Source organism: Exiguobacterium sp. H66 (assembly GCF_018618705.1).
GTDB lineage: Bacteria > Bacillota > Bacilli > Exiguobacteriales > Exiguobacteriaceae > Exiguobacterium_A > Exiguobacterium_A oxidotolerans.
On the sequence record NZ_JACSMQ010000003.1, the window covers coordinates 179,877 to 193,177 of the forward strand.

The following is a 13,301-nucleotide window of genomic DNA, read 5'->3' on the forward strand; positions in this document are numbered from 1 at the left end:
GATGTGGAAGGAGTGTATGGTTCGATGGCAGAAAAAGCAAGATCAGAAGCAGAAATACTCCGTCTCGCGAAGGATGAACTAATCGCGCTCGGACATAAAAATGGGGAACTATCGCATCAAAAAATCGAAGATAAGCTCAGCTCATTTGAATCGATGGATGCGCAACAATTTGAAGAGTTTCTTCAATTGTTAGAGACTGAAGGTATCAAAGTAAACAACGATGGTACGGGTGACGATAAAGAAGAGGCGGATTTAAACGACCTCTCTGTCCCACCAGGTGTTAAAATCAATGACCCTGTCCGGATGTACCTGAAAGAAATCGGTCGTGTCGATCTCTTGAATGCAGAGGACGAAGTCGAACTTGCAAAACGAATTGAACAAAACGATGAAGAAGCGAAAAAGCGTCTTGCTGAAGCGAACTTACGTCTTGTCGTCTCGATTGCAAAACGTTACGTCGGACGTGGTATGTTGTTCCTCGACTTGATTCAAGAAGGAAACATGGGATTAATCAAAGCGGTCGAGAAATTCGATTATACAAAAGGATACAAATTCTCGACCTACGCAACATGGTGGATTCGTCAGGCGATTACCCGTGCGATTGCTGACCAAGCACGTACAATCCGGATTCCGGTTCATATGGTCGAGACGATCAATAAATTGATTCGTGTTCAACGTCAGCTCCTACAAGACTTAGGACGTGAACCGACGCCTGAAGAAATTTCAAAAGAGATGGAAATCACACCTGAGAAAGTACGTGAGATTTTAAAAATCGCTCAAGAACCGGTGTCACTCGAAACACCAATCGGGGAAGAGGACGATTCGCATCTCGGTGATTTCATTGAAGATCAAGACGCAACGGCGCCTCAAGACGCAGCTGCGTATGAATTATTGAAAGAACAACTTGAAGATGTCCTCGATACTTTGACGGACCGGGAAGAAAACGTGTTACGTCTTCGTTTTGGTCTTGATGATGGTCGGACACGGACGCTTGAAGAAGTCGGTAAAGTATTTGGTGTTACGCGTGAGCGGATTCGTCAAATTGAAGCGAAAGCTTTACGTAAACTTCGCCACCCGAGTCGTTCAAAACGTCTGAAAGACTTCTTGGATTGATTTTAAAAGTGTGAAGAAAATATGAAAATTTGGTGAGAAGGAAGAAAAAGTTTTGTTTTTTTCTTCCTTCTCTGTTTTTTTTACAGTAGAATAGTAACGGGGAATACCATTCAGTCACCAACTTGGTTGGGTATAGAATATGGGGGGAAATCCAAATGCGTAATCCATTAGTACCGTTCGCAGCGATTGCGATCATCGCAATCATTGCCATGATTTCATTGTCATACTTTGGCGTAGATCAGGCGAAAGAAGCTGAAAAGGGTCCATCAACAGCTGAAATGAAGCCAGAAGATCTATTTGCATCAAAAGGATGTACAGGATGTCACGGCGGCAATCTCGAAGGCGGAGCAGGTCCGAACTTAACTAAAGTCGGTGCGAAGCTTAAAGAAGAAGAAATCAAAGACATCGCTATGAATGGTAAAGGGCAAATGCCTGGGGGTCTTGCTAACGACGAAGAAGCCACTGTTTTAGCGAAATGGCTTGCAGAAAAGAAATAAGTCAAAAACATCTGTCTCTTCTCCGAGATAGGTGTTTTTTTCTTGTACGAATTTGGGAAAAGCCATACAGCACGGTATTTCTTTTTTGGGCTAAGTCAGCTATTTTAAAAAGAGATGGATTAGAAAGAGGAAGGATGACATACATTGCAAACACACGTCACATTAGATCAACGATTAACAAAAGTAGTCTCATATATTCCACAAGGAGCAGTCCTCGCGGATATTGGTTCCGATCACGCATTCGTCCCGTGTTATTGTATCCAACAAGGCTTAGTCGAACGTGCCATCGCAGGCGAAGTCAATGTGGGGCCGATGGAAGCGGCACAAGGGCAAGTCGCGCTTGTTCAATTAGACGAACAGATTGAAGTACGTCTCGGGAGTGGTTTGACGGTTCTCACTCCAGGAGAAGTAACGGCTGTGACGATTGCCGGCATGGGTGGAACGCTCATCGCAACGATTTTAGAGGAAGGGAGGGCGCATTTATCGGGCGAAGAACGCTTGATTCTTCAACCGAACGTCGATGCTGTCGATGTTCGAAAATGGTTACTTGAACATGGATATGCGTTACTATCGGAAGCCATCGTTAAAGAGAATGGAAAGATTTACGAGATTCTCGTTGCAGAAAAAGGAGAAGAAATGATTTATGCAGAGGACGCGGACATCCGGAAGTGGGAATTGTTATTTGGACCGCAACTCATGCGAGAAAAAGCACCTGCCTTCATCGAGAAGTGGCAGACGGAAAAAGAGAAACGGCAATATATTTTAGAGCAGATGCAGCAAGGAAATGACTCCGACGTTTTGAAAGAGAAGATTACGAAGATCCGCCGCTTGATCGAAAAAATGGAAGAGGTGACGAGCTGATGGCGAACGGTCAATTCATTATCGAACAGTTCGAAGCATTTTCACCGAAAAAATTTGCGATGCCGGGGGATCCGATCGGTTTACAAATCGGTACGCTGAATAAAGACGTGAAGCGTGTCATGGTGACGCTTGACGTCTTGGAGTCGGTCGTCGATGAAGCAATTGAAAAAGGCATCGATTTAATCATTGCCCATCACCCGCCGATTTTTAGTAAATTAGCGCAAGTCAACGATCAATCGGCGACTGGAAGAATCGTCATGAAGTGTATCGAACATAAGATTGCCGTTTACGCGGCACATACGAATCTCGATGTAACGCAAGGCGGTGTTAATGATTTGATGGCAGAAGCCATCGGACTGACCGACACAACGGTTTTGTCACCTACATTTGAAAACGCGGTCTATAAGCTTGTTGTCTTCGTTCCGCAAGCAGCCGTACAACAGGTATCAGAAGCGCTTACGAAGGCAGGAGCGGGACAAATCGGTGCTTACAGCGCCTGTCAGTTCCATAGTGTAGGGACTGGGCAATTTAAACCTGAGACTGGGACAGTACCTTACATTGGCAATGTCGGACAAGTCGAACGAGTTTCTGAAGTCCGAATTGAGACGATCGTTACGGAACTGAATCAAAAACAAGTGATTCGTGCGATGAAAAAAGCGCACCCCTATGAAGAAGTCGCTTATGATATCATGCGCCAGGAGCGGACAGCTGAGCCGTTAGGGCTTGGCAGAATCGGTTACCTCGAACGACCGGTGTCGTTACGTCAGTTCGCAGAGCATGTCCGTGATGTGTTCGGTGTTGAAAACCTGCGTTTTGTGGGAGAATCGGACCGCCTCATAAAAAAAGTCGCCGTACTCGGTGGAGACGGCAATAAACATGTTTCAACAGCGGCGTTTGCCGGGGCAGATGTCCTCGTGACAGGCGATCTGTACTTCCACGTCGCCCATGATGCAATGGCGCTCGGCTTGGCAGTTGTCGATCCTGGACATCACGTCGAGTCAGTCATGAAACAAGGCGTCGTCAATGAGCTGAAGAAACGTTTTGAGGAACGAAAAATCCGCGACGTCGAATTGGTCGTCTCGACGGCAAATACGAATCCATTCAAATTTTTATGAACGCAAAAAACCGTACTGTACTTTAAAGTGCAGTACAGTTTTTTGCGTGTAGACAAAGTGATATCGGAAGATAAAAGCGTCTTTTTTCGTTGCTTTCCTCGGGCGAGGCGCAAGCCGTTGCTCCTTGGTCCTCACGACCAACGAGCAGGGTCTTGCCTGCCTCTGAAAGTGCGAGGAAAACGCACTTTTCCCGTAGGAGTCAACGAAACGTGACGCTTTTTAGGTAATACCGTGACGGAAAGACAGGCATATAGACAATTTAGAAAGCAATCCGTCTCGAATCGCTTAGAACCGCGAAAAGCAATCGGTCGCGACCCTGCAGCTTTGCTGTAGCGGCGCGGAACATTGCCGCTTTGAAGACGAGGCGAGACGACAGGGAAGCGCGAACTGATAACATCTCGCTATAGAATTTTAGTTCTTCATAAGAGTTTGTCTACAGTCTAAAAAACCGTACGGAACCTTAAGGTTCCGTACGGTTTTTAAATGTCTATTACAAGATTTTTACTTTTGGTAAAATCCGACGCAATTCAAGAAATGGTGTTTTATCATGTGTGCTGATATCAGCTGGGTCATACTGCTGTAAGAAATCGATGACTTTTTTCGTGATTGGTGTTGGTGTAGAAGCACCTGAAGTGACACCGACTTGATTCACGCCTTCGAGCCATGTTAAATCAAGTTCAGTCAAATCACCGATACGATGAGCTGGGGTACCTGCGATATCAAATGAAACTTGTGCCAAGCGATTCGAGTTGTTCGAACGCGGATCGCCGACGACGATCACAAGATCACAATCGCCCGCTTGATCGGCGACAGCTTCTTGACGGACTTGCGTCGCGTTACAAATTTCATTATGGACTTCGACGTGCGGGTACTTTTTACGGACATGTTCCATTAAGGCCTGAACATCCCATTGACTCATCGTCGTCTGGTTCGTGACGATGATTTTTTTGTCGGCTAGGTGAGCCGGTAACGCTTCGATGTCTTCGACTTTCTCAATCAAGTGGACGTGTTCTGGTGCGACACCGACTGCGCCTTCCGGTTCCGGATGGCCGTGTTTTCCGACGTAGATGACTTCATAGTCATCAGCGACGACAGTCCGGATTAAATCATGTGTGCGCGTGACATCAGGACATGTCGCATCGACGACTGTTAATTTTTTTTCGGCAGCGCGCGCATAGACGGCAGGTGAAATTCCGTGCGCTGTAAAGATGACCGTTCCTTCTTTAATGGTTTCGAGTGCTTCAAGACGATCAGGACCATCAACTGTCAAAACACCCATTCGTTCAAATTCATGTGTAACGTGAGCATTATGGACGATCATACCGAGAATATGGATAGGTCGTGGCAAGTTTTCATTCATTGCGGCTTGTTGCGCTAACTTCATCGCGTCAACGACACCATAACAATAACCACGAGGGCTGATTTTTTTTACTAACATAAGTGTTGATTCTCCTTTAGCGTAGAAAGAATGATTAGTTAGAGTGTACCATTGATTGCAGATGATTGAAAATAGAGGAGTCTATTCAAGAGTGATAACATGATATACTAATTGAGTTGTAAAAATCATGGAGAAGGAGGCAATACGTTGGAGACAAAAAAGATGATGCGGTCTTATTTCTTTCAAATCACCGCTGTTTTGTTCATTCTAATTTGTCTGGTCATCGCGGCACTTGCTTTCACAGCTGACCGTGTGACGATTTCACGGGTTGAACAGCAAACGGAAAAACAAAGTGAAAACAGTGTTGAGGTCTCGAGCAACGCACTCCGTGATAGTATCGGGAATTTACATGAAGAAATCATGGGTCTGCAATTGAATGTCGACAATATGAATGAATTAGAACGAGTCGTTCGCGAAACGAACTTACTCGATATCGATACGGGTTTTAAGAGTTTCTTCTACTATGATTTAAAGACTAAAAAATTCACATGGTTTTCTAGTGAAGATCGACGCATCCGAAATTCAAAGATTCTAGAAGATGATGATTTTCTTCAGGCCTTGACGAGTACAGACTTTCATATGAGTAAACGATATCCGTTACAGTCGGATTATCTCACGTATATGTATGTTCCGGTTCGTAACGGCAGTGAACGGGTTGGGATTTTTGGTGGTGGATTAAGTCTGATGAATTCACTTGTCTTTCGAAATTCACTCGAATCGTTCGACGACGAAACGATGGCCTATCTTTTTAACAGTAAAGGAGAGCCACTCGCGACTTCGCGAAACCTCGTGACCGACAAAGAACGTGTCTTGACTCAAAGTGTCGTCGACCGGGCATTTCAAACGGTAGAACCATACGATATCTTCAGTACGAACAAAGACATGTATTATTTTGCACGTGATTTAAAAGTAACGGATTGGAAAATTCTTGTTCGGACACCCCGGAGTGTCTTTTACGAACCCGTGTATACGACACGGCAACAATATCTTGTCATCGCAGCGTTGACGCTCGTCCTCAGTCTAATCGTCGGGTACCTCATGTCACGTCAACTGACAGCACCCTTACTCGAGCTCGTACAAAAAATCGAAAAAAGCACGACGCCACAACCGATTGAATTGGAACGATCGGGGTCGAACGAAGTAAAAACATTAGTGTCTGCTTACAATGAGTATGCCCAGCGGATGGAAAACGCGCGAGTCGAACAATTGAGTCAACAACAAGCGATGTTACACCAAGAAAAATTAGCCTCGCTCGGTCAGCTCGCGGCAGGAATCGCGCATGAAATCCGCAATCCATTGACGCCAGTCAAAATGACGCTCCAACTTTTGACGGAGCAAGAGAACAATAGTCCGGAAATGTTGGCGTTAGCCTTATCAGAATTAGATCGTGCCAATGCAATGATTGAGACGATGCTCGATCTCTCTAAAGGTGGCGGCGAGGTATTAAAGATGTCGATGATTGACATGAACGAATTCATGAAAAAATTTAAATTCATCATGGAAGCAGAAGCGCGTTTACACGCCGAGACATACGCAGAAGCAGCAGATTGTAAAATTTATACGCCGGCGCATATGCCGAATCTCTATGCCTCTGAAAATGGATTGTCACAAATCTTGTCGAACTGTGTTCGTAATGCCTTACAAGCAGTGCAGTCGCGTGGTGCAGATGGGATTTGTCATTTGCATCTACACGTCTACACGAATCAATTCGTCTTCATTGTTCAAGATAATGGTGTCGGCATGACAGAACCCCAACTCGAAACGATTGGGCAAGCTTTTAAGACATCAAAAGCGGATGGCAATGGTTTAGGTCTCTATATGTCAAGTCGCATCGTTTGTGAGCATAATGGAAAAATTGAGTTCGATAGCAAGGTTGGTGTCGGTACGACAGTCCAAATTCACTTACCGCGAGGAGGAGACCAGGATGAAGTTTAATAAGTCATGGTTGCTCGTCCTCTTTGTTTGGACGGCCTCAATCCTGCTGATTTCAAATCTGTTCGTAGGTCAGGAGGAAAATCCTGACCGTGACGTTGTCGCCTTTACGATCGTCAACGATAAACATGAATTCGCCCAACGGTTGATTACAGCGTTTAAAGCCGAGGCAAAAGCAAATAAGTATGAAGCCGTCGTGGCGACGTCACATAACTCCCGCATCAGTGAACGAGAGCAAATTCGTGAATTCATCAAATTGAAGGTCGACGCGATATTTATCACGACGTTTGACGATGTTTATATTACGAGCGCATTAGAAGAAGCAGAAAAAAATGGGATTCCCGTTTTTGCGATTGACCGATTGATTCGATCTGATGCAGTTGTCAGCTCGGTGACGTCGAACAATCAGATGATTGGTGAACAACTTGCTTCATATGTCAAAAACGAACTGATTAGACGAAATGGAACTGCAACAGGAAAAGTCGTTGAAATTACGGGGACGACGAACATACACACGACGAATGAACGGCATACCGGATTCGTTAAAGGAATCGTGACAGAACCCGGGATATCGATTGTCAATTCAGCAAGTGGTGACTATGATCCGGTGACATCAGAACGCGTCATGCGTCGGATCATCGAGTCCGGTACGGAATTCGATGCGGTCTACTGTCACAATGACGATATTGCGTTAGGTGTGCTCGAAGCCTTGAAAAAAGCAGACATTTCCGGAAAAATAGTTGTCGGAATCGACGGGAATCGTGCTATATTAGAAGCTGTTGACATGAAATCGATGGATGCGACGGTTGTCCAGTCCGCTGAAGAGATGATGCAAGTCGCCTTCAGCGCGTTGAAGCTTCATACGAAAAATAAAAAAATTCCAGATCGTTTCTATACGTATTCTTATCTGTATGACGGTAGTAGACCCATACCCATGTTGAACTAAGTAAATAGATGATAAAAGTGACACAATCACTTTTAGTTGTTTAAGCAGGAGAAAGGAAGGTGACGAAGATGAATGGATTTACCCATTTTGATTTGCACCCGTTCGTCGTCGAAGCACTCGAAGACGCACGTATTAAAAAACCAACGGATATTCAATCACGGATTATTCCGGCTGCCCTTAAGGGTCGCGATATCATTGGTCAATCACAAACTGGAACAGGGAAGACCTTGTCATTCCTCTTACCGATGGTTCAAAACATCAATCCAGAATTACAAGAAATGCAAGCAATCATCGTTGCACCGACACGTGAATTAGCATGGCAAATCCACGAAGAATTAAAATCAATTCTCGTGAAGAACCCAGACTATATCAAAACGAGCCTCATCACAGGTGGGATGGATCGTGAACGTCAAATCGGGCGCGTCAAAGTTTCACCACAAATCGTCATCGGGACGCCAGGTCGCATTTTAGACCTCTTTAAAGAGCAAGCGTTAAAACCGCACTTCGTCAAAAACTATGTCATCGATGAAGCCGATCAGATGCTTGACATGGGCTTCTTACCAGAAGTGGACCGGATTGCCCAAGCACTTCCTGAGAAACTTCAGATGATGGTTTTCTCAGCGACGATTCCTGAGAAACTTCAACCGTTTCTCAAGAAGTATATGAACAACCCACGTTATGCACATGTTGATCCAAAACAACAGACGGCGAAAAAAATCGTCCATCATACGGTTCCCGTCAAGCACCGTGATCGTTCAGACTTAGCGTTGAAATTAGCGAAAGCACTCAATCCGTATATCTGTCTCGTCTTTACAAACACGAAAACAGAAGCGATTGAACTTGAAGCATCATTCCTTGAAGCAGGCTTAAATGTCGGTTCACTTCACGGTGACCTACCCGCACGACGCCGGAAACAAGCAATCAAAGAAATCAATGAAGCGAAATTCCAATACGTCATCGTAACGGATCTAGCAGCACGCGGCATCGATATTTCGGGTGTCTCACATGTCATCAACCACGGGATTCCGAAAGATCTTGATTTCTACGTGCACCGTGTCGGACGGACGGGTCGAGTCGACCAAGAAGGACTTGCGTACACGTTGTTTGAAGATCATGAGAATGGTTCAATCAACCGTCTTGAAGACCGTGGCATCGAATTCATCAATGTCGATGTCAAGAGTGGTCAAGTCAGCGAAGTCAAAGAGCGTCGTCGTGCGAAACCACACATGAAGACGGCTGTCTCGAAAACGGCACATAGCCGTTTATCAGGTGAAGCGGCTAAAGCGAAAAAACGCGTCAAACCTGGCTATAAAAAGAAACACCAGTATAAGTTAAAAGAAACAGCAAAACGTGAGCGGATTAAAGAACAGCGTGGCGTCGGACGTGCAGAACGTAAGGCGAATGCGAGTAAATCAAAATAAGTCACGTTTCCCTACGGATGAGAAGAAGCTTCTCGTCCTAGGGATTTTTTGTTTTTTTTCCGACGTTTGGTACACTGTAAGTAGAGCGAAAGGTGGAATACAGGATGAAAATTGGTTCACACGTCTCCTTATCGGGGAAAAATATGTTACTTGGTGCAAGTGAGGAAGCGGCGTCATATGGCGCGACAACGATGATGGTGTATACAGGAGCACCTCAAAATACACGAAGAAAACCGATCGAGGAATTACGGATTGCAGAAGGATTATTGCACATGGAGGCAAATGGGATTGAAGAGATTGTCGTCCATGCCCCTTATATCATCAATCTTGGCAATACGACGAAACCGGAAACCTTTGAATTAGCCGTATCATTCTTGGCAGAAGAAATTCGACGCGCGGAAGCACTTGAAAAGGCGCAACATATCGTCTTACACCCTGGTGCCCATGTCGGTGCCGGTGAGGATATCGGAATTAAACGAATCATCGAAGGATTGAACGAAGTCTTATCTGGAAATGAAAAAGTAAAAATCGCACTCGAAACGATGGCAGGGAAAGGGTCTGAAATCGGGAAGACGTTTGAAGAATTGGCACAAATCATTGATGGGGTCACACACAACGATCGCTTGTCGATTTGCCTCGATACGTGTCACGTCCATGATGCAGGATATGACATCGTCCACGATTTAGACGGGGTACTCGAACGGTTTGACCGGATCGTCGGTCTCGATCGCCTTGGTGTCATCCACGTTAATGACTCGAAAAACGTCCGTGGTGCCAAAAAAGACCGTCATGAAAACATCGGTTTTGGTGAAATTGGATTTGATACATTGCACCGGATCGTCCATCATCAAGCGCTTGCTCATTTACCAAAAATTTTAGAGACACCGTATATCGGGCTTGATCCGAAAAAGAAAGTGGCACCCTATAAAGAAGAAATCGCGATGTTGCGGTCAGGGAACTTTGATGCAGAGTGGCGATTACCGCTCATCGGAACATCCATTTAAACGAGAGAGGTGTAAGGACGTGTGCCATCTACTAGTCGTTGATGAATCAGATTTTGCTTTACGGCAGGCGGTCGTTCATTATTATGAAACGAAGGAACCCTTTTATTTACCAGCAGATTTAGAAGCGGGTGAAGAAGTTTTTTTAGCGACAAAAATGGGGATAATCGCTTATGCAGAAACGTTGTTCAGTGAATATACGACACGTCCATCTGATCCTCACTGGCGAGTAGAGGCAGACGGAGTCGAGCGGACATACGCGTGTCTTGATTTAATTAGCGTCGACTTACATCATCCGTTACTTGGCACACCACTGACAGATTTGAAGGTTGAATCGGGGATGGTTCAGGTGAGTGTTCGTCAACGCCTTGTCGAAGCGTGGCAGTACGGGTATTTCGAAACCGACGTTACGACGATTGAGGAAGCGAAGCAACGCAGGCAGGAGAAATTTCATGAGCGGAATCATATCGGTCAGTTAGCGGAAGCTTGCGAACATTGTGGACAAACAAACCAGTCCATTTTAGAGTGGCATCAGGAAAACAATCAGTTCCTGACGCTCTGTCCTTCATGCCATCGTTTAGCTCATCAAAGGTCTGAGTCCTTGATCGATGTTGCGGCAACCTCAGATGAACCGTAAGAAAGTTGATAGTGACAAGATGTTCACACATCGAATCACTACCAGCTTTTTTTTATTATAGAAAAACGTGTTATAATCAACAATGATAATTGTTATCAATGAAAAATGTATCAGATGGGGGAACCATAATGATTGATTTAGCAACGATTCCAATCAACAAACCCGTTGTTATGACCAACTTAAATAAAATCGAGGATCGATTACGAAGACGCTTACTCGCGCTTGGTTTTTATGAAGGTTGTCCAGTCGTCGTCAAGAGACGGGCGAGCTTTCAAGGTCCTTTGACAATAGAACAAAGAGATCATCATCAAATGATTGCGATTCGGCGCAGCGATGCAAAAAAGATTGAGGTGTATTCACCATGACGCAACGGATTGCTTTACTCGGTAACCCGAACACGGGGAAGACGTCATTATTTAACCGCTTGACCGGATCATATGCCCATGTCGGCAACTGGTCGGGGGTAACGGTTGATAAAAAAATCGGGAAATTACACGGTGACCGGGGACAGCTAGTCGATTTGCCCGGCGTCTACGATTTGGACCCGTTATCGGCCGATGAAGCGGTCGTCGCCCGTTTTTTAATGGAAGAACAATTCGACGCTATGATTAATATCATCGATGCATCGCAGTTAGAGCGGAACTTGCAATTGACGGCACAGCTGCTTGAGATTGGAAAACCACTTCAAATTGGATTGAATATGATTGACGTCGCGACTAATCGGGGAACACAGATTGATGCGAGGGCACTCGCGACGGCACTTGGGGTAGAAGTATTTCCGATTGTCGCTCGGACTGGAGACGGCTGTGATGTCTTATTAACATCACTCAAGACAGAAGCCGTTACTCCACTGCATATTGACTACGGAGACGCAACGGAACAGGCGATTACAGAAATTATGGAACAAGCAACGCTGCAATTGAACGAACGCTGGATGGCTGTTCAATACTTGGCTGGGAATCGTGTTTTCGTCGAACACCTGGAGCGACGTTCGTCTTCAATTATCGAAATTCGAAAACAACTCGAAGCTCAACTCGGTCGTTTCATTCATGCCCACATTACAGAGTGTCGCCGAAACTGGGCAATCGCGATGCGAGCGAGTGCTGTCGTCGAGGAAAAGACGGATCAAAAATCGTGGACCGACCGGATTGATGCAGTCGTTACGCATCCGATTTTCGGGTTACCAATCTTTTTCGCCGTATTGTATGGATTATTTCATATCACGTTTAATTGGGTCGGCTCTCCGTTATCGGACCTCTTATCGGCCTTCATCGAAGGACCGCTCTCAGCAGGTGTTGTATGGATACTAAGTGCAATCGGGGCATCTGGATTCATTCAAGATTTATTAATTGATGGCGTCATTGCAGGGGTCGGTGGTGTATTAGTGTTTGTCCCGCAAATCTTCGTCTTGTTTTTCTTCATCTCGTTTCTCGAAGATTCAGGGTACATGGCCCGCGTCGCGATCGTCATGGACCGTTTCATGCAAATGGTTGGCTTGAACGGGAAAAGTTTTATTCCGATGATCATCGGCTTCGGCTGTAACGTTCCTGGTATCATGGCAGCACGTTCGGTCGAAGAAGAGCGGGAACGACTTGTGACGATTTTCATCTCACCGTTCATGTCTTGCTCGGCCCGACTGCCGATTTATGCCGTATTCGCCGGTAGCTTTTTTGCGAGTAATCAAGCATTGATTGTCTTATCACTTTATATTTTAGGAATCGTACTTGCGCTGATTGCGGCAAAAGTATTTTCAAAAATCCTAGCGGCCGAAGATGCGACAAGTCTCTTCATGGTCGAACAACCACCATACCGGGTACCGCAATGGTTGACGTTATGGCGGAGTACATGGCAAAAAGGAAAAGGATTTGTTCGAAAAGCCGGTACGTTCATCTTTGGGGGATCAGTCGTCATTTGGTTGCTCGCTTATACGGGACCAGCTGGATTCGATGTCAATATGAATGATAGTTTTCTCGCGATGATTGGTGGAGTGATTGCAATGCTCCTCGTTCCAATCGGCTTTGGGACATGGCAGGCAGGTGCTGCCTTAATTACCGGATTTTTGGCGAAGGAAGTCGTTGTTTCGACGATGGCAATCATCTATGCCGTCAATGAATCAGAACTCGGTCGTCAGTTGTCAGGGCAGTTCACGCCACTCAGTGCCTATAGTTTCATGGCATTCGTATTACTGTATGTTCCGTGTCTTGCGACCGTCGCCGTCATTCGACGTGAAGTCGGAAGCGCGAAGCTGACGTGGGTTGCAAGTCTCTATGGATTGTTCGTCGCCTATGGTGTCTCCTTCGTCATTTATCAAACAGGGCTACTACTCGGTTTTTCATAAGCTTG

At 45.4% G+C, this 13,301-nt stretch carries 12 protein-coding genes; 11 read left to right on the forward strand and 1 reads right to left on the reverse strand.

What is annotated here, in order from left to right; all coding sequences use genetic code 11:
* Nucleotides 1-24: 24 nt before the first annotated feature.
* From rpoD to KNP88_RS06895, 4 genes are all read left to right on the forward strand, one after another.
* Nucleotides 25-1,110: an RNA polymerase sigma factor RpoD gene (gene rpoD / locus KNP88_RS06880; RefSeq protein ID WP_012369736.1), complete on the forward strand. Its 1,086-nt coding sequence runs from the start codon at nucleotides 25-27 to the stop codon at nucleotides 1,108-1,110.
* 155 nt (nucleotides 1,111-1,265) lie between these two features.
* Nucleotides 1,266-1,607 (forward strand): cytochrome c550, encoded by a 342-nt coding sequence (gene cccA / locus KNP88_RS06885; RefSeq protein ID WP_029332948.1) that lies wholly within the window; start codon nucleotides 1,266-1,268, stop codon nucleotides 1,605-1,607.
* Between the two features lie 144 nt (nucleotides 1,608-1,751).
* On the forward strand, nucleotides 1,752-2,468 hold the full coding sequence (locus KNP88_RS06890; RefSeq protein WP_214893008.1) for a tRNA (adenine(22)-N(1))-methyltransferase: 717 nt from the start codon (nucleotides 1,752-1,754) through the stop codon (nucleotides 2,466-2,468).
* Nucleotides 2,468-3,583: a Nif3-like dinuclear metal center hexameric protein gene (locus tag KNP88_RS06895; protein ID WP_214893009.1), complete on the forward strand. Its 1,116-nt coding sequence runs from the start codon at nucleotides 2,468-2,470 to the stop codon at nucleotides 3,581-3,583. Before KNP88_RS06890 ends, KNP88_RS06895 begins: the two co-directional genes overlap by 1 nt.
* A 490-nt stretch (nucleotides 3,584-4,073) precedes the next feature.
* Here KNP88_RS06895 and KNP88_RS06900 read toward each other — a convergent pair whose 3' ends face one another.
* Entirely contained in the window at nucleotides 4,074-5,021 is a 948-nt protein-coding gene (locus KNP88_RS06900) for a 4-hydroxy-3-methylbut-2-enyl diphosphate reductase (RefSeq protein ID WP_214893010.1), read from the reverse strand.
* Nucleotides 5,022-5,168: 147 nt separating this feature from the next.
* On the opposite strand from KNP88_RS06900, the gene KNP88_RS06905 reads away from it, so the two are divergent.
* The 7 genes from KNP88_RS06905 to feoB all read left to right on the forward strand — a co-directional run bounded on the left by KNP88_RS06905 (nucleotide 5,169) and on the right by feoB (nucleotide 13,296).
* Nucleotides 5,169-6,956, forward strand: coding sequence for a two-component system sensor histidine kinase NtrB (locus tag KNP88_RS06905; protein ID WP_214893011.1), 1,788 nt, complete (start codon nucleotides 5,169-5,171; stop codon nucleotides 6,954-6,956).
* Entirely contained in the window at nucleotides 6,946-7,899 is a 954-nt protein-coding gene (locus tag KNP88_RS06910; protein ID WP_214807487.1) for a sugar ABC transporter substrate-binding protein, read from the forward strand. The genes KNP88_RS06905 and KNP88_RS06910 overlap by 11 nt, the downstream gene beginning before the upstream one ends.
* Before the next feature lie 68 nt (nucleotides 7,900-7,967).
* The gene (locus KNP88_RS06915) at nucleotides 7,968-9,320 is read left to right on the forward strand and encodes a DEAD/DEAH box helicase (RefSeq protein ID WP_034801484.1); all 1,353 of its coding nucleotides are present in this window, start codon (nucleotides 7,968-7,970) and stop codon (nucleotides 9,318-9,320) included.
* A gap of 104 nt (nucleotides 9,321-9,424) precedes the next feature.
* Nucleotides 9,425-10,324: a deoxyribonuclease IV gene (locus KNP88_RS06920; protein ID WP_214893013.1), complete on the forward strand. Its 900-nt coding sequence runs from the start codon at nucleotides 9,425-9,427 to the stop codon at nucleotides 10,322-10,324.
* A gap of 19 nt (nucleotides 10,325-10,343) precedes the next feature.
* Entirely contained in the window at nucleotides 10,344-10,958 is a 615-nt protein-coding gene (locus KNP88_RS06925; RefSeq protein WP_214893015.1) for a hypothetical protein, read from the forward strand.
* A gap of 128 nt (nucleotides 10,959-11,086) precedes the next feature.
* On the forward strand, nucleotides 11,087-11,323 hold the full coding sequence (locus KNP88_RS06930; RefSeq protein ID WP_029332956.1) for a FeoA family protein: 237 nt from the start codon (nucleotides 11,087-11,089) through the stop codon (nucleotides 11,321-11,323).
* Nucleotides 11,320-13,296: a ferrous iron transport protein B gene (gene feoB / locus KNP88_RS06935; RefSeq protein ID WP_214893017.1), complete on the forward strand. Its 1,977-nt coding sequence runs from the start codon at nucleotides 11,320-11,322 to the stop codon at nucleotides 13,294-13,296. The genes KNP88_RS06930 and feoB overlap by 4 nt, the downstream gene beginning before the upstream one ends.
* Nucleotides 13,297-13,301: the final 5 nt, after the last annotated feature.

Excerpts from the sequence above, each read along its gene's own strand:
- feoB (WP_214893017.1), top strand. The coding sequence starts at position 11,320 with ATGACGCAACGGATTGCTTTACTCGGTAACCCGAACACGGGGAAGACG.
- KNP88_RS06895 (WP_214893009.1), top strand. The coding sequence starts at position 2,468 with ATGGCGAACGGTCAATTCATTATCGAACAGTTCGAAGCATTTTCACCG.
- KNP88_RS06930 (WP_029332956.1), top strand. The coding sequence starts at position 11,087 with ATGATTGATTTAGCAACGATTCCAATCAACAAACCCGTTGTTATGACC.
- rpoD (WP_012369736.1), top strand. The coding sequence starts at position 25 with ATGGCAGAAAAAGCAAGATCAGAAGCAGAAATACTCCGTCTCGCGAAG.
- KNP88_RS06900 (WP_214893010.1), bottom strand. The coding sequence starts at position 5,021 with ATGTTAGTAAAAAAAATCAGCCCTCGTGGTTATTGTTATGGTGTCGTT.
- KNP88_RS06920 (WP_214893013.1), top strand. The coding sequence starts at position 9,425 with ATGAAAATTGGTTCACACGTCTCCTTATCGGGGAAAAATATGTTACTT.
- cccA (WP_029332948.1), top strand. The coding sequence starts at position 1,266 with ATGCGTAATCCATTAGTACCGTTCGCAGCGATTGCGATCATCGCAATC.
- KNP88_RS06915 (WP_034801484.1), top strand. The coding sequence starts at position 7,968 with ATGAATGGATTTACCCATTTTGATTTGCACCCGTTCGTCGTCGAAGCA.
- KNP88_RS06910 (WP_214807487.1), top strand. The coding sequence starts at position 6,946 with ATGAAGTTTAATAAGTCATGGTTGCTCGTCCTCTTTGTTTGGACGGCC.